Annotated in this window: 12 protein-coding genes and 3 tRNA genes; 6 read left to right on the forward strand and 9 right to left on the reverse strand. The window is 61.2% G+C overall.

Translation table 11 applies throughout. The features are described from left to right. Positions 1-5: 5 nt before the first annotated feature. Positions 6-923 carry a transcriptional regulator GcvA gene (locus IMX17_RS20015; protein WP_004931894.1) on the reverse strand — a complete coding sequence of 306 codons (918 nt, stop codon included), beginning with the start codon at positions 921-923 and terminating at the stop codon, positions 6-8. Between the two features lie 385 nt (positions 924-1,308). Beyond that, complete coding sequence (locus tag IMX17_RS20020; RefSeq protein WP_025304050.1) at positions 1,309-1,533, reverse strand: YgdI/YgdR family lipoprotein; 225 nt, start codon at positions 1,531-1,533, stop codon at positions 1,309-1,311. A gap of 196 nt (positions 1,534-1,729) precedes the next feature. Between IMX17_RS20020 and csdA the strand changes: the two genes are divergently transcribed. Both csdA and csdE read left to right on the forward strand, forming a co-directional pair. Further along, on the forward strand, positions 1,730-2,935 hold the full coding sequence (csdA, locus tag IMX17_RS20025) for a cysteine desulfurase CsdA (RefSeq protein WP_193550158.1): 1,206 nt from the start codon (positions 1,730-1,732) through the stop codon (positions 2,933-2,935). 19 nt (positions 2,936-2,954) lie between these two features. Beyond that, positions 2,955-3,389 (forward strand): cysteine desulfurase sulfur acceptor subunit CsdE, encoded by a 435-nt coding sequence (gene csdE, locus IMX17_RS20030; protein ID WP_072627066.1) that lies wholly within the window; start codon positions 2,955-2,957, stop codon positions 3,387-3,389. On the opposite strand, the gene tcdA is transcribed toward csdE, so the two are convergent. Next, entirely contained in the window at positions 3,380-4,186 is an 807-nt protein-coding gene (gene tcdA / locus IMX17_RS20035) for a tRNA cyclic N6-threonylcarbamoyladenosine(37) synthase TcdA (RefSeq protein WP_046899054.1), read from the reverse strand. The genes csdE and tcdA overlap by 10 nt on opposite strands. An 84-nt stretch (positions 4,187-4,270) precedes the next feature. Then, the gene (gene mltA, locus IMX17_RS20040; RefSeq protein WP_033644860.1) at positions 4,271-5,407 is read right to left on the reverse strand and encodes a murein transglycosylase A; all 1,137 of its coding nucleotides are present in this window, start codon (positions 5,405-5,407) and stop codon (positions 4,271-4,273) included. A 216-nt stretch (positions 5,408-5,623) separates the two neighbouring features. Between mltA and IMX17_RS20045 the strand changes: the two genes are divergently transcribed. From IMX17_RS20045 to IMX17_RS20055, 3 genes are all read left to right on the forward strand, one after another. Further along, positions 5,624-5,700: transfer RNA gene (locus IMX17_RS20045), tRNA-Met, on the forward strand. A 58-nt stretch (positions 5,701-5,758) separates the two neighbouring features. Then, positions 5,759-5,835: transfer RNA gene (locus IMX17_RS20050), tRNA-Met, on the forward strand. A gap of 65 nt (positions 5,836-5,900) precedes the next feature. Then, a tRNA-Met gene (locus tag IMX17_RS20055) sits at positions 5,901-5,977 on the forward strand. 90 nt (positions 5,978-6,067) lie between these two features. On the opposite strand, the gene amiC is transcribed toward IMX17_RS20055, so the two are convergent. Further along, positions 6,068-7,321 carry an N-acetylmuramoyl-L-alanine amidase AmiC gene (amiC, locus tag IMX17_RS20060; protein ID WP_033644859.1) on the reverse strand — a complete coding sequence of 418 codons (1,254 nt, stop codon included), beginning with the start codon at positions 7,319-7,321 and terminating at the stop codon, positions 6,068-6,070. 239 nt (positions 7,322-7,560) lie between these two features. Between amiC and argA the strand changes: the two genes are divergently transcribed. Further along, the gene (gene argA / locus IMX17_RS20065; RefSeq protein ID WP_015378910.1) at positions 7,561-8,886 is read left to right on the forward strand and encodes an amino-acid N-acetyltransferase; all 1,326 of its coding nucleotides are present in this window, start codon (positions 7,561-7,563) and stop codon (positions 8,884-8,886) included. A 38-nt stretch (positions 8,887-8,924) separates the two neighbouring features. On the opposite strand, the gene recD is transcribed toward argA, so the two are convergent. The 4 genes from recD to recC form a co-directional block, all read right to left on the reverse strand. Next, on the reverse strand, positions 8,925-10,775 hold the full coding sequence (gene recD / locus IMX17_RS20070; protein ID WP_193550159.1) for an exodeoxyribonuclease V subunit alpha: 1,851 nt from the start codon (positions 10,773-10,775) through the stop codon (positions 8,925-8,927). Beyond that, a complete protein-coding gene (gene recB, locus IMX17_RS20075; RefSeq protein ID WP_182265314.1) occupies positions 10,772-14,323 on the reverse strand; it encodes an exodeoxyribonuclease V subunit beta in 3,552 nt (1,183 codons plus the stop codon). The genes recD and recB overlap by 4 nt, the downstream gene beginning before the upstream one ends. Continuing rightward, a complete protein-coding gene (gene ptrA, locus IMX17_RS20080) occupies positions 14,320-17,208 on the reverse strand; it encodes a pitrilysin (protein ID WP_193550160.1) in 2,889 nt (962 codons plus the stop codon). The genes recB and ptrA overlap by 4 nt, the downstream gene beginning before the upstream one ends. A 231-nt stretch (positions 17,209-17,439) precedes the next feature. Next, on the reverse strand, positions 17,440-20,811 hold the full coding sequence (gene recC, locus IMX17_RS20085; protein WP_193550161.1) for an exodeoxyribonuclease V subunit gamma: 3,372 nt from the start codon (positions 20,809-20,811) through the stop codon (positions 17,440-17,442). Positions 20,812-20,823 lie beyond the last annotated feature (12 nt).

The raw sequence follows: 20,823 nt of genomic DNA on the forward strand, positions 1-20,823 counted from the left end.
CGGCCTTATTGTTCGTAACGGAAGCGGAACTTCTCTTGTTCGCTGGCGGCGCGCGCCAGGATCCACTGCCGGAAGGCGGCTATTTTACCCAGTTCTGCCTGGCTGTCATGACATACCAGATAAAAAGCGTTTTTACTGACCAACACATCGTTGAACGGGCACACCAGGCGACCGGCTTCGATCTCGGTTTGCGCCATCACGTTGTTCACCAGCGCCACGCCCTGGCCGTGCACCGCCGCCTGCACCACCATGGCGCTGTGGCTGAAGATTGGCCCCTGCTGCACGTTGATGTGCTGCAACCCCAGCTGGCGCGTATAGGCCAGCCAGTCACGGCGTGAAACGTCATGCAGCAACGTATGATAAGCCAGATCGTCTGCGGTTTTCAGCGGATGATCGCCGGTCAGCAGGCTCGGCGAACAAACCGGCAGCAGATATTCCGCATACAGGCGCTCGGCGCGCAGCCCCGGCCAATTGCCGCGGCCGTAGAAAATCGCCACATCGACGTCGTCCGCCAGCTTGTCTTCTTCGCGGTCCACCGCCTGGATGCGCACATCGATCCCCGGATAAGCTGAGTTAAAGCCGGACAGACGCGGCACCAGCCACTGAATGGCGAAGCTCGGCGGCAGACTGACGGTCAATGCCCCCTTGGCGCTGCGCGCCTGCAGCTTGCGCGTCGCCTCGTTGATCGAAGAGAAGATCTCCTTGATATCGAGGTAGTAACTTTGCCCCTCTTCGGTCAGCAGCAGCGAGCGGTTGCGCCGACGAAACAGCTTCAGCCCGAGGAAGTCCTCCAGCGACTTGATCTGGTGGCTCACCGCGGCCTGAGTCACGAACAGCTCTTCCGCCGCCTTGGTGAAACTCAGGTGGCGAGCGGCCGCATCGAACACGCGCAGCGCATTGAGGGGAGGTAAGCGTTTAGACATTAAATTAGCTACTTTTGTGTAACATTAATCCGAATGATTCGGCGCCGAAAATCGGGCGGCTTTGCGTGGCAAGCCATCGGTAAACGCTAACGGCGCATTGCCATTAGTTTTTTTAATCCGAGCCATTATAATTTGTCCGTTGAGGATGCGCCAGCAAATACCTATAGTGGCGGCACTTCCCGGGCCGGAACGAAAAGGGAGTGGGTGTCGAGGACGCCGATGAACTTTTGGCTTGTGGTTGTGATGTTGTGTTTGCAAATTGTCCGGCGATTCCGGACATGGTAGCTAGGCTACTGTTTTTTCACTTCCTGTACATTTACCCTGTCTGTCCATAGTGATTTTATGCAGCACCGCAAAACTTGCGGTGCTTTTTTTTGCCTGACGGTTACTGGTTGCTTTCAACCATCTCTTTCACATCGGCGCGGTTGATCTGCTGTTCGACGCCGTTGGCGTCTTTATAGCTGATCATGCCGGTATCGTTGTCCACTTTAGGCTTGCCGTCAGCGACAATGGTGCGTCCGTCATTGGTATGCATCACGTAGTTGCTGGAACAGGCGGCCAGGGTGAACGTAAGCATCAGGGCAGAGAGAACTGCGGCTGTTTTCTTCATTGAGGACTCCTTTGTAGTTTTAAATGCTAATAAATACCTTTTATTTGTATAGATGCGATTAATTAACGCACGTTTAATAGCATAACAAACTTTCCCAATTTTGCCAGGCGATAAGTCCTAATCGGCGGGATCGCTTGTCTCCGACGGCAAAATAGGACAGGATCAACCATCGACTCAAGCCAGTGACAATCAGGGTATGACGCCTTTTAACCCCAGCCTTTTTCGCCAACAGTTTCCCGCGCTCGCGCAGGACGGCATCTATCTGGACAGCGCCGCCACCGCGTTGAAACCGCAAGCGGTGATCGACGCCACGCAGCAGTTTTATCGCGACGCCGCCGCCACCGTGCACCGCAGCCAGCATCGGGCGGCGCAGGCTCTGACCGCCCGTTTCGAGCAGGCGCGCGGCCAGGTCGCGCAACTGATCCATGCGCCGTCGGCCGACGACATCGTCTGGACGCGCGGCACCACCGAGGCGATCAACCTGGTGGCGCAGAGCTACCTGCGCCCGCGTCTGCAGCCGGGGGATGAGATTCTGGTGAGCGAAGCGGAACACCACGCCAACCTGATCCCCTGGCTGATGGTGGCGGATCAAACCGGCGCGCGGGTAGTGAAACTGCCGATCGGCGCCGACCGGCTGCCGGACCTGGCGCAGCTGCCCGCCCTGCTCAACGATAGAACCCGCCTGTTGGCGCTGGGGCAAATGTCCAACGTCACCGGCGGCTGCCCGGATCTGGCGCCGGCGATCGCGCTGGCCCATGCCGCCGGCGCGCGCGTGATGATCGACGGCGCACAGGGCGTGGTTCACGATCCGGCCGACGTACAGCGGCTCGATATCGATTTCTACGCCTTCTCCGGCCATAAACTGTATGGCCCGACCGGCATCGGCGCACTGTACGGCAAAGCCGAGCTGCTGGCGCAGATGGCGCCGTGGCAAGGAGGGGGAAAGATGCTGACCCAGGCGTCGTTCGACGGTTTTATCCCGCAAAAACCGCCGCACTGCTTCGAGGCCGGCACGCCGAACATCGCCGGCGTGCTGGGGTTGGCCGCCGCGCTCGCCTGGCTTCGCGAACAGGACATGGCGGCGGCGGAGCGCTACAGCCGCGAGCTGGCGGATCGGGCGGAACAGCGGTTGGCGCAGCTGCCGGGCTTTCGCAGCTTCCGCAGTTCCGGTTCCAGCCTGCTGGCGTTCGACATCGCCGGCGTACACCACAGCGACATCATCACGCTGCTGGCCGAGCAAGGCATTGCGCTGCGCGCCGGCCAGCACTGCGCGCAGCCGCTGATGGCGGCGTTAGGCGTCAGCGGCACGCTGCGCGCGTCGTTCGCCCCCTACAATACCCAACAGGACGTCGATACGCTGGTCAGCGCGTTGACCCACGCCCTCGATCTGCTGGCCGACTGACTTGATTCCCGGAGACGCTATGCTCGCCCCCCATCCTTTTGGCCGAGAGATCACCGCCGAAGCGTTGATCGCCACCTTCAGCGCGCTGAAACAGTGGGAAGACCGCTACCGCCAACTGATTATGCTCGCGAAACGGCTGCCGCCGCTGCCGGAGGCCTTGCGCAGTGAAGAAATGGCGTTGAACGGGTGTGAAAACCGCGTCTGGTTGGGGCACCAGTTGCTGGAAGACGGCACGCTGCACTTTTATGGCGACAGCGAAGGCCGCATCGTGCGCGGCCTGTTGGCGGTGCTGCTGACCGAAGTGGAAGGGAAAACGCCGCAGCAGATCGCCGAATTGGATCCGCTGGCGCTGTTCGACCGCCTGGCGCTGCGCGCTCAGCTGAGCGCCACTCGCGCCAGCGGGCTGGCGGCGTTGGCCGCCGCCGTGCAGGCGATCGCCGCCCGTTACGCCTGACGCGCCGCCTTCGCCACCATCTTTTTCAGCGCGTGCGACACGGCGACGAAGCCGAAGGTGGCGGTGACCATGGTCGCCGCGCCGAAACCTGCGCTGCAATCCATTCTTTTCGGCCCTTCCGCCGTGCTACGCGAAGCGCATACCGAACCGTCCGGCTGCGGATAAACCAGCGGCTCGCTGGAGAAGACGCAGTCGATGCCCAGCTTGCCCTTGCCGTTTTTCACCACGTTAAAATCGTGCTTCAGTCGCTCGCGCAGCTTGGCGGCCAGCGGATCCTGAATAGTTTTCGCCAGATCGGCCACGTCGATTTTGGTCGGATCCATCTGCCCGCCGGCGCCGCCGGTGGTCACCACCGGGATCTTGAAGCGGCGGCAGTAGGACAGCAGCGCCGCCTTCGGCCGCACGCTGTCGATCGCGTCGATGACGTAGCTGAAGTTATGGTCCAGCAGCTCGGCGACGTTGTCCGGGGTGATGAAATCGTCAATGCAGGTCACCCGGCATTCCGGGTTGATCGCCAGGATACGCTCCGCCATTACCTCGGTTTTCGATTGCCCGACGTGCTGGCGCAGCGCGTGGATCTGACGGTTGGTATTGGTGACGCAAACATCATCCATGTCGATCAGAGTGATGGCGCCGATGCCGGTGCGCGCCAGCGCCTCAGCCGCCCAGGAACCCACGCCGCCGATGCCGATCACGCAGACGTGCGCCTGCGCGAACACCGCCAGCGCCTGCTGGCCGTATAACCGCGCCGTGCCGCCGAAACGCTGCAGATAGGCTTCCGAATAAGCTGTGCTCATAACGCTTTAATTACCTTCGTAATGCAAATGATAAGGGCCGGAAAATCCGGCCCTTGCGGGTCACTCTTTTCACGCCGTGCGCGTTTAGCGGGTGACCAGCAACGAACCGCCGCCGTTTGACTGATTGGCGCTGAACAGCTGGCCGCCGCCGTTGTTCTTCAGCACCCAGACGCGGCCATAGTGGTTGTAGTAGCCCGCCGAGTGGCCGGCTTCCGGCCCGATGCCCTGATACATGTCAAAATGCTGGCCCTTGATGGCGCCGCCCACGTCGAGCGCGACCATCAGACGCATCTCGTATTTTCCCGTGAATTTACCCTTGTTGTCCAGCAGCGGCACTTCGGCCAGCAGCGTGGTGCCTGCCGGGATCAGCGAACGGTCGGAGGCCACCGACGCTTTGGCGATCAACGGCACCGCGCTGGCGCCTTTCACCGGCGCAAAAGCTTCCGGGCGGAAGAACACGAACGACGGGTTCTGCTCCAGCAGCTCACGCACCTCTGCGGCGCTGTGGGTATCCGCCCACTGACGGATCGCCTGCATCGACATGTCCGCCTTGGCCACTTCACCGCGATCGATCAGCACCTTGCCGATGCTGCGGTAGGCGTGGCCGTTCTTGCCGCCGTAGCCGAAGAACACCAGCGGCTGACCGTTGCCGTAGTCGACGTAGCCGCTGCCCTGGACTTCCATCATGAAGTTGTCCATCAGCGAGTTGGTGTAAGCGATGATATAGCGATCGTCGAGCGCGCCGGAATAGATGCCCGCGCGATCCGGCAAGCGGCCCCTGCCCTTCGGCGGCATGCGGTACAGCGGATAACGGAACTCGCCCTGTTGGGTATAGCGTGCCTGCACCACCGGCGTGTAGTAGCCGGTAAACTGCACGTTGCCGTAATTGTCGACGCCTTCCATCTGATAAGCGCTGAGGCCGTACTGGCTCAGCATGCGCGTGTCGGCGCCGGACGCCATCCAGTTTTGCACCGCCTGATAGGTGCTGTTGTTGCGGTTAAACAGCGAAGGCGACGCGTACTTGATCTCCATCAGCTGATCCGAATAATCCTTGGCGTTGACCGGCGAACCTTTGGCGTTGGGCTGATTGACCAGCTCCAGCGATTGATCCAGACGGCCGTCCTTATATTGCTGACCCCGATCGGTCGGCTTGGACGAACAGCCCGCCAATACCGCCACCATCAACCCGCCCAGCAGGTATTTGCCCCAACGTCCTTTCATCGCGCACACTCTCAAACTGATATGATCTACCGGCTGAACGATAACAAACGCTCATTGATAAAGGAATCGCTGCAAATAAAAAAAGCCGCACGGAGGATAGTGATGAAAAAGAAGGCAAATTGCGGGCAAATTCAGCAGAAAAACGGGTTTAGGCCAATAAAATGCAAAAAGGGTTTGCAACAAAACGCATGGAGAGTATAGTGCGCATCCATCGGACGCGGGGTGGAGCAGCCTGGTAGCTCGTCGGGCTCATAACCCGAAGGTCGTCGGTTCAAATCCGGCCCCCGCAACCAACCGATGCCGCAGTGGCGGTATTTTGCGTTTGGGTTCGATAACAAAGTATTACACGGACGCGGGGTGGAGCAGCCTGGTAGCTCGTCGGGCTCATAACCCGAAGGTCGTCGGTTCAAATCCGGCCCCCGCAACCAACCGAATGTCGTACCAGCGGCATAACATGAACGGTGGTTTCGTCGTAATACCGCATCAAGACGGACGCGGGGTGGAGCAGCCTGGTAGCTCGTCGGGCTCATAACCCGAAGGTCGTCGGTTCAAATCCGGCCCCCGCAACCAACTCTTGATGACAACAGATAAGCACCCTGACGGGTGTTTTTTTGTATCTGCAATCCGCAAAAACAGCCGGACTTGCGCCCGGCCCTGCCGCTATCGGCTCGCCAGCGCGCCGCCGTTGGCGAAATAAGCCTTGATGCCCGCCAGAATCGACTCCGCCACCTGCTGCTGGAAATGGCTGGTGCGCAGCTTGCGCTCCTCTTCGATATTGCTGATAAACGCCGTTTCCACCAGGATTGACGGGATATCCGGCGCCTTCAACACCGCAAAACCGGCCTGATCGACGCGATTCTTGTGCAACCGGTTGATTTTACCCATCCGGTTCAACACTTCCTTGCCGAACTTCAGGCTATCGTTGATGGTTGCGGTCTGGATCAAATCGAACATGGTGTGGTCGAGATAGCGGTCGCCGCTCTTGCTGACGCCGCCGATTTGGTCCGAGGCGTTCTGCGTCTGCGCCAGGAACTTGGCCGCCGAGCTGGTGGCGCCTTTGGTGGACAACGCGAACACCGACGACCCGCGCGCGGCGCGGCTGGTGAAGGCGTCGGCGTGAATCGAAACGAACAGATCGGCGCGCTGCTTGCGCGCCTTGGCGACGCGCACCTTGAGCGGGATAAACACGTCTTCATTGCGCGTCATGAACACCTTCATGTTCGGTTCACGCTTGATCATGGCGCTCAGCTTGCGGGCAATCTGCAGCACGATGTCTTTCTCGCGCGTCTTATACTTGCCGATCGCACCGGGATCTTCGCCCCCGTGGCCAGGATCCAGCATGATGACGATCGGCCGATCGCGCCCCGCCTTGCCGGCCTGTGGCGCTTCGGGCGGCAACGTGCGCTCCAGATCGCCCTTGTTGTAATCTTCCAGTAACGCCAGTAGCGGATCATACTCCTCGCCGCCGCTGCCGCCCTTGGTCGGGTAGAGATCCATCACCAGACGGTTGCGATACTCCGGCACCGGCGCCAGCGAGAACATGTGCGGGCTGACGCTTTGTTTGAGCTCCAGCACCAGCCGCACGGTATTCTGATCGAACTGGCCGACGCGCGCCTGCTTGAGATAAGGATCGTCGGCGCGCACCTGCCCGGCGATGCCCTTCAGCACGCTGTTCAGATGCACGCCTTCGATATCCACCACCACGCGATCGGGATTGGTCAGGGCGAACTGCTTGTATTTCAGTTCGACGTTGGATTCCAGCGTGACGCGGGTATAAGTGGAGGACGGCCAGACGCGCACGGCAATCACGTGCGATGACGCGGCGAAGCCCGTGCGACTCACACTCAGCAACCAGCTGGCGGCAACGCCCTGTAATAAACGACGGCGGCCCAGATTGTGATTAGCGTTTGGCATGCGGCTCCGGCAGTAATAACTGTTTACAACAGATGAAAAAAACACCAATGACTTGGGAATGCCGAAAACTTTAACCAATCATTCCAGCCCTGTCATCAGAAAATCTTTTTATGGTTTTTCAATTTATTAACGATTTAGCGCCCTTAGCTCGCTCTTCATGACGATTTCCCACTTGCCATTGGCGCAATAAAAGAATAAAAATACAAAAATATCGTATAAATATGCAAAGAGGTTTGCCCGTGAAGGAACGTAGTACAGAGCTGGTGCAAGGATTCCGTCACTCCGTCCCCTATATCAACGCCCACCGCGGCAAGACGTTTGTCATCATGCTCGGTGGGGAAGCCATCGAACACGAGAATTTTTCCAACATCGTCAATGATATCGGGCTGCTGCATAGCCTGGGTATTCGCCTGGTGGTGGTTTACGGCGCACGGCCGCAGATCGACGCCAATCTGGCGCAGCACAACTATGAACCGATCTACCACAAGCATACGCGCGTGACCGACGCCCATACGCTTGAGTTAGTCAAGCAGGCGGCCGGTTTATTGCAGCTGGACATCACCGCCCGGCTGTCGATGAGCCTCAACAACACGCCGCTGCAGGGCGCGCACATTAACGTGGTCAGCGGCAACTTCATCATCGCGCAGCCACTGGGCGTCGATGACGGCATCGACTACTGCCACAGCGGCCGCATTCGCCGCATCGATGAAGAAGCGATCCATCGTCAGCTCGACAGCAACGCCATCGTGCTGATCGGCCCGGTCGCCGTCTCGGTGACCGGCGAGAGCTTCAACCTGACTTCGGAGGAAGTCGCGACTCAGCTGGCGATCAAACTGAAAGCGGAAAAAATGATCGGTTTCTGCTCCTCACAGGGCGTGACCGACGCGGAAGGCAACATCCTTTCCGAGCTGTTCCCCAACGACGCGCAAAAGCGTCTTGAAGAGCTGGAGGAAGGCGGTGACTACCATTCCGGCACCGTGCGCTTCCTGCGCGGCGCGGTGAAAGGCTGCCGCAGCGGCGTGCGCCGCAGCCACCTGATCAGCTATCAGGAGGACGGCGCGCTGGTGCAAGAACTGTTCTCACGTGACGGCATCGGCACCCAAATCGTGATGGAGAGCGCCGAACAGGTGCGCCGGGCGACGATCAACGACATCGGCGGTATTCTGGAACTCATTCGGCCGCTCGAACAGCAGGGTATTCTGGTGCGCCGTTCGCGTGAACAGCTGGAGATGGAGATCGACAAGTTCACCATTATCGAACGCGACAACCTGACCATCGCCTGCGCGGCACTGTACCCGTTCCCGGAGGAAAAAATCGGCGAGATGGCCTGCGTGGCGGTGCATCCCGATTACCGCAGCTCTTCGCGCGGCGAGATGCTGCTGCAGCGGGTGGAAAATCAGGCGCGGCAGATGGGATTGAAGAAGCTGTTCGTGCTGACCACCCGCAGCATCCACTGGTTCCAGGAGCGTGGCTTCACCCCGGCGGAGGTCGACGTGCTGCCGATGCAGAAACAGGCGTTGTACAACTACCAGCGCCGTTCCAAAATCCTGCTGGCGGATCTGTAATCCCTGCGGGCGCGGCCGCTACCGCGCCCCTTCATCGCTTATTTCGTCGTCTGCAGCCGTTCAGCCAATCCGCTGCGACGCTGGGTCGGCGTGCGAATGGCCCGCAGCAGCACCGCGTCCGTGGCGTACAGCGAGAGCTGCTGACGCGCACGGGTGATCGCGGTATAGACTAGCTCACGCGTCAGCACCGGCAAGAAATGGTTCGGCAACACCAGAACCGTATGCTCAAATTCCGATCCCTGGGACTTGTGCACCGTCATGGCATAGGCGGTTTCATGCGCCGGCAAACGGCTCGGCTGCACCGATTTGATGCTGCCGTCCGGCAGTTGGAAATGCACGCGCAGTTCCCCCTGCTCATCCGGCAGCGTAATGCCGATATCCCCATTGAACAGCCCCAGCGCGCTGTCGTTACGGCCGATCATCACCGGCCGCCCCCGATACCAGCGGTCGAGCACGCCCGGTTTGCGGTCGATCAGACCGGCGCGCTGCAGCCCGAGTTCAATACGTTCATTCAGGCCGGCGACGCCGAACGGCCCTTCACGCAGCGCGCACAGCACCTGGAAACGGCCAAAGGCGGCCAGCACCGCCGCCGCATCCGCGCCTTCGGCAGTCAGCCGCAGATAGTCGCGATAGCCCGCCACGCACGCGTCCAGCAGCGCCTGATACTCTTCACTCGTCGCCAGCGCATAGCCCGCGACATCGCCGAAACGGCCGTTTAGTGCCGCCAGCGCGCGATCTCCGGCGCCGGCATTAACCGCCAACGCCAGTTGGCCGATGCCGGAGCGGGCATCGAAGCGATAGCTCTTGCGCAACAGGCACAGGCTGTCGCGCACCGCCGCTTCCGCGTCGGCCTGCTGCCCTTTGATCGCACAACCGGTCAGGCGGCTCAGCTCTGCGGCGCGCGCATCGCTGTATCCCTGCTCGGCAAAACGGCAAATATCCCCCAACACCGCACCGGCCTCCACCGAGGCCAGCTGATCGCGGTCGCCGAGGAAAATCACCCGGGCCCGATCGGGCAACGCCGCAATCAGGCGCGCCATCATCGGCAGATCGACCATCGAGGCCTCATCCACCACCAACACATCCAAATGCAGACGGTTACTGCGGTGATAGCGCATGCGCTGACTGTTGGGTTGCGCCCCCAACAGACGGTGCAACGTCGCCGCCTCCGTCGGGAACAACGCCTGCTGCGCCGGGGTCAACGCCAGCTGACGGCTGGCGCTGCCAAGCGACTCCGTCAGGCGCGCCGCCGCCTTGCCGGTTGGCGCCGCCAGCTGAATCCGCAAGCGCGCGCTTTCATCCAGCTGCACCAGCGCCGCCAGCAGTTTAGCGACGGTGGTGGTTTTACCGGTGCCCGGTCCACCGGAAATCACCGTGATGCGCCGCGTGGCAGCCACCGCGGCGGCGATCTTCTGCCAGTCGGGTTCATCGCTCGCCGCGCCGAACAAGCGGTCGAGAATGGCGCGCAACGCCTCCTCCGGCACCGTCAGCGATTCCCCTTCACCGCCGATAAACGCCGCCACTTCACCTTCGTTTTGCCACATGCGTTGCAGATATAAGCGCTGCCCACGCAGCACCAGCGGCGTAGCGCCGCTGCCGTCCCCAACCGCCGCGCTGCTCGCCAGACGCTGCTGCCAACGTGCGCTATCCGGTCGCCCGACCGCCTCCCACAGCGCCAGCGCCAGCGCCGGTTGGCGCCCTTCAAACAGCGTGTCTGCCTGCAGCTGCTCCAGCATCAGGCAAACATGCCCCGCCCCCGCCTCTGCGCTCAGACAGGCGGCGGCCAGTAAAATATCAGGCTCGTCTTCGCTCGCCACCACGCGGGCGAACTGCACGTCCAGCGGGCGCAGCGCGCCAAGCGCCACCGCCTGCTCCAGCAGTGCGATCATGATTTTTCCTCCGTCGCCGCAGCTTCGCCGCTGAACAAGCTATCCATTCCCGCCACCAGCTCAAACGCGGGGAGACAGGTGAAAATGCCGTTGCCCGGGTGCGCCGCATCCACGCCGCGCAGGAACAGATAAATCACCCCGCCGAAATGGCGCCGGTAATCATAATCCGGCAACCGATGGCGCAAGTAACGATGCAACGCCAGCGTATACAGCTGGTATTGCAGATCATAACGATGCTCCGCCATCGCCTGCTCCATCGCCGGCCGGGTATAGGCGCTGCTGTCCTCCCCCAACCAGTTGGACTTGTAGTCCAGGAGGTAGTATTTGCCTTGCCAGCAGAACACCAGGTCGATAAAGCCTTTCAGCATGCCCTGCACCTGATGGAAATCCAGCGCCGGGCAGCGGGCGGAAAGCGGATCGTAACGCTTCACCAGAGTATCGAGCTCTTTCGCCTGCAACAGCCGGTTAATCGGTAAATAGAACTGCAGCTCTGCCTGCTTATGCTGCGGCGTCAGCGCCGCCAGCGTCACGCCGCTGTCATCGAGCGGCGTATTGAGCAGCACCTGCATCCACGCCAGCAGTATCGGTTGCCAGTGTTCGGCGAACCCTTGCCGCTGCAGCTGTTCCAGCAGCCACTGTTCGTCGAGCGGCTGGGTGAAATCCAGCGTTTCAAACAGGCTGTGCAGGAAGGTGCCGGGCGTTGCGCCGCGCGGGAAGGTATGTGGTGTAAGCGCTGGCTCACTTTCTTCCCCGCGCTCACCGGCTGCGTCGACATCCAGACGCGGCAGCAGATCCTGCATCAGGCTCGCGCCGTGCTGCTGCAAGCCGGTATAGCTGGTCACCCGCCAAAAATCCTGGATCCGCCGGGTAAAGCTTTTCGCCGCCAACGCTTCGGCCAGCGACGCCTGGGGTTGCCAGGGTTCTGTATCCGGCGGTTCAACCAGCGACAGCGCGATACCGCCGCCCACCAATTGCTGCAGCCGCTCCTGCAGATACACGGCGTCGCCGGGCTGCCCGCCCTGCACCAGATAGCCCAATGCGCTGCGGTGCAGATCGGTATCGCCCTGCTTCTTGCGCGTGCCCTGGAACAGCGGCGCAATGCCGATACTGCAGTGGTACACCGAGCGGGTCAGCGCCACATACAGCAGACGCAGATCTTCCGCCAATCGCTCCTCCTCCGCCCAGGCCTGGCTCTCTTCATTGGCGTCGAGGTCCAGCAGCGCCTGGAAACTGTGGCGATCGTGATACAGCGCCTGCTGCTGCTGGCGGAAGTTGCCGACGAACGGCAGCCACACCAGATCGAACTCCAGCCCTTTGGACTTGTGAATCGTGATCACCTGTACCAGATGCCGGTCGCTCTCCAGCCGCAGTTGCTGATTGTCGGACTGGCGATTAGGCTGAGCGATCTGCTGCGCCAGCCAGCGCACCAGCGCATGCTCGCTGTCGAGCTGCGCCGCCGCTTCTTGCAACAGCTCCCCCAGATGCAGCACATCGGTCAAGCGCCGCTCGCCGCCGGCGCTGGCCAGCAGGTTCTCCGCCAATTGGCGCGCTTTCATCACCTCGCTCAGCATCGGCAACACGCCGCGGCGCAGCCAGAGCGTGCGGTAATTGTCGAATTCATTAACCAGCGCGTCCCAGGCGCGCTCATCGCGGCTCAAGCCGTCCAGCGTCGGCGCGTCCAGCCCCATCAGCCCGGTGGCCATGGCGCTGCGCAGCGTGCGCTCCTGCTCCGGCGCCAACACCGCCTGCAGCAACCACAGCAGGTCTTTGGCCTCCGGGGTGTCAAACACGCTGTCGCGGTTGGACAGGTAGACCGATGGAATAGACAGCGCGCTGAGCGCATCGCGCACCAACGCAGCCTCGTTGCGGCTGCGCACCAGCACCGTGATATCGGAGGCTTGTACCGGCCGTGACACCTTGCCGCTCTGCAGCCGCGCCAGGCCCTGCTGCCCGGCGCTGAGCCAGTCGCGAATTTGCGTGGCGCACAGGCGCGCCATCAGCTGTTGGTAATCACTTACACCCGCGCCTTCCCCCTGCTGCAGCCAGAACTGCATCGCCGGCTGCGGCTTGCCGTGCAATTCAAACGCCAGCCCTTGGTTCTTTTCCGCCGCGTTAACCTCAATAAAGGGGATTTGGCCGAACAGGAAAGGTTTTTCTACCTGAGAAAACAGGTGATTGACGCTGGCGACCATCGACGGAGACGAGCGCCAGTTGGTCTCCAGCGTATAGTGGGCGCTCACCTCTGAACGCGCGCGCATGTAGGTAAAGATGTCGGCGCCGCGAAAGGCGTAAATCGCCTGCTTGGGATCGCCGATCAGCAGCAGGCCGCAATCGGGCCGGCCGACGTAAAGCTTTTGGAAAATACGGTATTGCTGCGGATCGGTATCCTGGAATTCATCGATCATCGCCACCGGATAGCGCTGGCGGATCGCCTGCGCCAACTGTTCGCCGCCGCCGCTTTGCAGGGCGCTGTCCAAACGGCTGAGCAAGTCGTCAAACCCCAGCTCGGCGCGCTGGCGCTTTTCCTGCTGAATGGAGGTGCGGATCTCGCTGAGCGCGCGCGCCATGATTAGGTCGCGCAGCGTCAAGGGTTCATCGAACAGTTCGTCTATCGCCGTGAACAGCGCATGACGCGGCGGCTCGCCCTTCTTGGTCTTCTCCAGCAGCACCGACTGGCGAAACTTGTCCAGCTCCTTCGGCAGTTGGTAATCCTGGGTCTCCTGCCCGCTCCATTCGCCGACCTTGTTCAGCCAGTTCGGCAGGTGTTTGCTGCTGTAGCTGCGCTTATCGACGCCGGACTGGGCGATTAACGCCTCAAGATCGCCCGCCGCCGCCCGCCATTGCGCCTTGATGGCGTCGATGCGCGCGACGATCTGCTCGTGGCGCATCAGGACGGTTTCTTCGTCCTTCGGCGGCCGCCGCAGCGCCGGCGCTTCACCATGCAGATAACCGGAAAGGTCAGCCAGCAACGCTTCCGGGCCGCTCCACTCCTGGCTGATCGCACGCGCCACGCCCAGCGGCAATGGATAGCAATGACGGCGCCAGAAATCGGCGCAGGCCTGCCGCCGCAGCGGCAGTTCGTCCTGCACCAGCGTTTGTTCAAACAGCATGCCGGACTCGAAGGCGTTGTGGGTCAACATCCGTTGGCAAAAGCCGTGGATAGTGTAAATTGCCGCTTCGTCCATCTGCCGCTCCGCCGCCAGCAGCTGCGCAGCGGCGTCAGACAAATCGTCAATTTCTTCCATCAGCGCCGAAAACAGCGGGTTAGCGCTGATGCCGCGCACACAGGCGATGCGCAGCCCGTGGATATTGTCACGGATACGCCCGCGCAGCTCCTCGGTGGCGGCCTCGGTAAAGGTCACCACCAGGATTTCTTCAACCGTCAACGGGCGGGGAAACGCCGCGTCACCGCCTAACCCCAGCAGCAAGCGCAGGTACAGCGCGCCGATGGTAAAAGTTTTGCCGGTGCCCGCCGACGCCTCGATCAGGCGTTCGCCAAACAGCGGCAACGTCAGCGGTTCTAGCCTCTGCGGGGCGACTTCCGTCATGGTGTCGCCACTTTGCGCGGCAGGATCTGCTGCAATGCCGACGCGTTCGGATAGGTGACCCAATCCTTAGGCGCCGCGTAATCCGCCTTGTTTTGCCCGCTGCCGCTGACCTGCGACAACACCGCCAGCCCCTGCGGCTGGATCACCGCCTGGTGGAAATAATCCGCCAGTTTGGTCGGCGTCAGCTGTTGCACCTGTGCGATCAGCTTCTGGCGGGTATCAAAGGCGAAGTTGCCGCGATCGAAATCATTGGCGAACCGGCTGGCCTCCTCGCTGAGGGTTTGCGGCCGCTGTTTGAGTTCGTTGATCAGCGCCTGTTTGTACTGCTCAAAATCGGCCTCGCTCATTTCACGCAGGCGTTTCTCGGTTTTCGGATAGAAATCCTGATAGCGCTGGTACAGGTAGGCCGGCTGTTTGCTGTTGCTCTGCAACAGGAAGCCGACGCCCCACTGGCGGCCCACCGACATCGGGAAGGCAAAGACCGCATACCCCAATTGTTCCTGAGTGCGCAGCTGGCTGTAGAACCACGGCTGAATAATCTGCCCCAACAGCGAGCTGTAGGCCATGCCGGTCACTTCGTCGTAACCGGTCGGTACATAGACCGCCGCCAGCGCCGAGTCGGTGCTGCTGCCTACCTGTTGCAGGTTGGCCAGCTGGTTCTTGTCCACCACCACGTCTTCGCCGTGCCACCACTCAATACCGGTACAGCCCAGACGGTGCTTCAGCGTCGACGCCAGCGTATCGACCTGTTGCTTGCTCATGTTGCCCACCACCAGCAGCTCCGGCGTGGCCTCGGCCAGCAGGCTGTCGCGATACGCCAGCACGTCTTTCAGCGTCAGCGTTTTCAGCACTTCGCGGCGCTCGCTGCGTTCGGAATACGGCACGCGGGAAACCATCTGCACCGGCTGAATGGCCAGTTCAAACGCCTTGCCCTTCTCGGCGGCGTCCAACTGCTCCAGGTACCAGGACTTGGCCTGCGCCAGCTGATCTTCCGTCGGCGTGAAGCTGGAATAGCCCTCGATCAGCGCCGTCAACAACTGCGGCAGACGCTGGGTAAAGCCGTTGGCGTTAAACATCAGGCCGTTGTTCGGCGACGTCGAGAAACTCAACCCGCCGACCGACGCCTGATAGCTCAGCTGATCCAACGCCAGGCCGGCCAGATAATCCGTCAGCGAGAACAGCACCTGGTTGCGCGCGGAATCCATGGTCTTGGCGTTGCGGAAAGCGACGGTGACATCGGCCTTCGGCTCATCGGCGAAGTAACGGCTCGGCATATACAGCACGCGCAGGCCGGGCTTATCCACCACCATTTCCGGCTTTTTGAATTCATGCGACGGTTTGGTCAGGGTGAAATCATCCGGAATGTACGGGTTGAGCGCCGGCAATGACAGGGAAATGCCGCTGCCCAACTGCTGCCACTGCGTAAAGCGCTGCGGCGTGATTTTGTCGACCTGGTAAGGTGCATTGACGAAATAGGCCGTCTTGTTGTGCGGTTCATCCGGGCTGACGAACCAGATGCGCGCATTTTGCGGCGTCATGGTGTCCAGGCGTTCGGCGATCGCCTTAGGATCATAGCGATCGGCCAGGTAAGGCGCGTCCAGCGCATGCTCAACCGGCACGCGCAGCATAGTGTCCACCAGCCATTCGATGTAGTCCATGTCGCGCGTGATCGACGGATAGCGGAAGTCCAGGTTCAGAACATGCGAGATTTCGTCGAAGTAGCTCTGCTTGATGCCTTCGCTGCGCAGCATTTTCAGGTAGTTGAAAATGGCGGCGATGACTTGGTCGCGCTGGGCCAAGCCTTTGTCAGTCAGCGAGACGCTGATGGCGAAGACGCCGCCGTTGCGATCCACCATCGGATCGGCACCGGCATTGATGGCGTCCGCCAATCCCTGCTTCTGCAACCAGTCGGACAGGGTATTTTTACTGCGGTTGCCGATCAGGTAACCGATGTAGGTATCGGTTTTGCTGCGAAACGCGGCGCTGTTGTTATCGATGCGGAACTCAACCTTCAGCTGCTTGCGCGGCTGCGCCGGCACATAGTGAATGATGATGCCCTGCTGCTCCGGCGTGACGGCCGGTACGGTGATCGGCGGCACGCTGGCGTCATGATTCGGCACGCGGCCAAAGGTTTTTGCGGCAATGTCAGCCAGCTGCGGCAGCGGCTGATTGCCGTACAGCACCCCCATCATCAGATTGGCGGAGTAGTAGCGCTTATAGAACCCCGTCAGCTCATCGTGCAACTTGCTGCCCGGCTTGTCTTTCAGCGTGTCCAGATTACCGCCGGAGAAGCGCGCGCTCGGGTGCGCCGGGTTGAGGGTTTCCGCGCCGACCTGCGCCATACGCATGCCATCGCGCGAACGCGCCATCGTCAATTCGGCATTCACCGCGTTGCGCTCGCGATCGGCATTGCCCGGATCGAGCAGCGGCTCGGCAATGGCGTCGGCCATGCGATCGACCGCCGGCTCCAGCGCGTCATTCTCCACTTCCAGATAGAAGGCGGTGCGATAAGAAGCCGTGCTGGCGTTGTGGCTGCCGCCGTGCTTTTTCAGGAATTCGGACAGGTTTTCCGGCTCGGGATAACGTTTGGAGCCCATCAGCACCATATGTTCCAGATAGTGCGCCAAGCCCAGTTGGCTGTTCGGATCTTCGAGCGACCCGACCGGCAATGCCAGCGCCGCCAGCGATTTCGGCGCTTGGGCATCGGACACCAGCAGCACCGTCATGCCGTTAGCCAGCTTGATCGCCTCGTACTGACGCGGATCGTGCTCGCTCTTGTTGATCTTCTCCGCCAGCGGTTGCCATCCTTGTGCGGCCCAGCTCAACGGCGCCCAACACATAGCCAAGAATACCAGCCCGGTGATGCGGGCCAACTGTCTGCGCATATCCAAAATAAACCCCTATTCTGACATCGCCACGCCCACTCCCTGACGCTGGCGACGTACATCAAAACCACATAACCAAATCTGTACTCGCCGGGTTCTTCACCAATGTGGCGCCTCAAACGCGGCGGGTATATGCCTGTACGTTATGTAAGACCGGGAATTACCCCAATGGTTGAATATAACCTTCGTTATTTTTACCACCTCCCGCCGCACAGCACCACCGGGGGATTGTTACCCCAGGTTATGACGCGCCACCGGCAGCAGATAACGCTCTGTTTCGGCCAGTATTTGCGCCAGGTAGTCATTGTCCAATTGGCGGAACACTCGCTGAACGTAGGGATCTTCCCCTTCTCCGGGAATGCGCTGATCGCCCTGCCAAGCCTGCAGCAATTTGGCGCGAGCCTTTGTTTGCGCTTCTTCCTCCCAGTCGATTTGCTGCGTTTCCGGCTGATAACACTGGCTCAGCCACGCCCAGCCGCTCTTGTTCAGCAACAGCAGCGGCTGACACAAACCGCGCTGATAGCCCGCCAGCAGTTCCGCCAGCTGCGCCTGCGCGTCTTCGGGCGCCAGCGCGGCAAAGCGCCAGGCGGAGTTCTTGCGACCGTACATGCGGCTCTCGCCGGTGCCGCCGGCGCAGCAGTACACCAGGTGCTCCAGCCACAGCAATATGCAGTCCACCGCCGACAACGTGGCGGGCCGCCAGCGCAACAGGCCATCATCCTGCACCTGATGCAACCAGCCGCTGAGGCGCACGCCGGCTATCTCGATATCCAGCTCCAGGCTGTGGCTCTGCGCGCGCTCCGCGCGCACCTGTTCGGCCAGGTCGCTCATTTCTTCCTGCTGCCTTTGCCAATAGATTTCCCCGAAGGCGCCATAGGGCAACCCCCCGGCGGCGCGCACCCGCTGGAATAGCCGCTCGGGGTCGTCGCCGTCGATCAGGGTATTCAGCAGTTGGCTGTTGAACTGGTAGCGGCTGAGGTTATCCAGCGTGAAGGGCTCTTCGTCCGGCAGCTCGGTCTCTTCCAGGATAAAGCTGACGCCCAACCGCAGCTGGAAGAAGGCGCGAATAGGATGGCGGTAAAACCGCAGCAGCTCCTCCAACGCTATTTGCTGCAGCGTTTCGGCGGGCAGCGGCTGGTTGAAGGCCGGATGCGCCGCCCCGCGCCCGTCGGCGGCGGGCAGCCACTCGGCGGCATAGCTTTGCGCTTCCGAGCCCGGCAAGAAATTCTCGGCGGCGAACGGCATGCGCGCATGCCACTTCAGCAAATGCTCGCCCACTCGCCGGGCGCTGTCGTCGGCGGTGCACGCCTCGTCTCCCGGCAGGCAATAGCTTTGTTCAAGATACTCCAGCAGCTCGGTAACCAGCACCGAAGGATAGCGCGGGCTGTTGTCCTGAATGGAACGGCCAATGAAGCTGATATACAGCCGTTGTTGCGCGGACAGAATCGCCTCCAGGAACAGATAGCGGTCGTCATCGCGCCGGCTGCGGTCGCCGCGCTTGACCTGCTGCGCCATCAGATCGAAGCCCAGCGGCGGCAACGTGCGCGGATACACGCCGTCGTTCATGCCCAGCAGGCACACCACCTTGAACGGAATCGAGCGCATCGGCATCAGCGTACAGAAATTGATTTGCCCTGCGAGGAAGCGCTGGCTGATGCGCTCCTGATCGAGGCGCGCCGCCAAATCGTCGCGCAGAATCGTCAAGGGCACGTCATCCGGATAGCGCGCCGCCAGGCCAAAATTGATGGCCTGCTGCCACTGCTGCTCGATCAATGCCAGCACCACTTCGGTATCATTATCCGCTTCGAAGAAGGCATCCAGCAGCTGTCGGCACAGCGGTAGCCACGCATCGAGCGAGCGCGCTTCGCTCAATACTTGCCGCCAATGGCTCAATTGGGCCAGCAGATCCGCCAACTGCCCCGCCAGTTCGGCGACCAACCCGCTCGACTCGTCGTAAGGCAAAATACCCTGCCAATCGCCCGCGTTGCTGTCCATCGCGTAACCGAGCAGCATGCGCGTAATGCCGAATCGCCAGGTGTGCTGGCCCGTGGCGGGCAGATCCAGTTCGCGCACGTTATCGTCGTCCAGACCCCAGCGCACGCCGGATTCACCGACCCAGTGACGCAACAGGCGCAGCCCCTCTTCGCCAATGGCGAAACGGGCGGCCAGGGCCGGCACTTCCAACAGCGCCAGCACCTGTTCCGAAGTAAAGCGGCTTTGCGGCAGATCGAGCAGTGAGATGAACGCCTGCAGCGCCGGATGCGCCTGGCGCGCCTTACGGTCGGAAATGGCGAACGGCAGGTAGCGCTCGGCGGGAGCATTGCCGAACACCGCCTGAATATAAGGCGTATAGCTGTCGATATCCGCCACCATCACGATGATGTCGCGCGGCGTCAACGCGGGATCCTGCGCGAGCATGGTCAGCAGTTGATCGTGCAGCACCTCCACTTCCCGCTGTGGGCTGTGGCAGGCGTGCAAGCTGAGGGAACGATCTTGCGGATCGAGCCTGCGCTTGCTGAAACTGCTTTCCAGCGTTTCCGCCGTGATGCCGATCACCGCGTGGTCTTCCAGCTCCAGCATATCGCGTTGAACGGCGTGCAGCATGGTATCCGCCGGGATATCGACAAAGGCGTCGACCTCTTGCGCCCCTTCCATCTGCGACAGCAAATAGAGGTGATCGCGCCCGAGCTTGCCCCAGGAGGCCAGCAGCGGGTTACTGAGCTGCTGCTGCCCTTCAGCGTCAAACAGACGCGCCGCGTCGGCCGGCTCGCGAAACAGCCCTTGCTCGCGCGCCTGATGATAGTGACGGCGCTTGCGGCTCTGCAAGCGGGCCAGGAAAGCGTAATCCTGAATGTCGCCCCAGTAATAACGACAAGGGTTGGTGAACATCAGGTGGATATCGATATGCCGCCCCAGCGCCTGCAGCGCTTCCAGATAGACCGGTGGCAACGCCGAAATGCCGCAGATAAACACCCGCGGCGGCAAACCGGGCGGACACGTTGTTGCCTGCTCCAGCGCGTGGATAAAGCGGCTATACAGATTGGCGCGGTGCCATTCCGGCTGCCCCAATTCGCGCGTGTACTCCACCAGGCGCGCCCAGAGCGGCGCCTGCCACTGCTGAGCCTCGGGCAGACCGTCGATGCGTTCGCCGCGCTGCCAGCTATCCAGCCACTGCGGGCGATAAACCAAATACTGGTCGAACAGGTCGGCAACCCGGCCGGCCAATTGGTGGATTTTTCGCTTGTCGCCGTCATCGGTGAGATAGTGCTGCAGTGGCGCGAACGCCGGCTGGGTCAGCATCTCCGGCAGCAGCCACATCAGCTTCCAGGTCATGGCGTCCTTACTGAAGGCGCTCTCTTTCGGGATATCCGGCAACACGCGGGTGAACATGTCCCAAATGAAGGTCGCCGGCAGCGGAAACGCGACATTGGCGGCGATGCCGAACTGCTCAGCCAGCTGCATTTGCAGCCATTGCGCCATACCGGGGCTCTGAACCAGCACCACTTCCTGTTGAAAAGGATCGGCCAACGGATCTCTGGCTATCAGCGCGCTGGTCAGCGTTTTCAATAAATCCAGCTGATTGGAATGATAAACCGTGAACATGATGGCTCCTTT

This window comes from Serratia sp. X3, assembly GCF_014982455.1.
Taxonomy (GTDB): Bacteria; Pseudomonadota; Gammaproteobacteria; order Enterobacterales; family Enterobacteriaceae; genus Serratia; species Serratia ureilytica.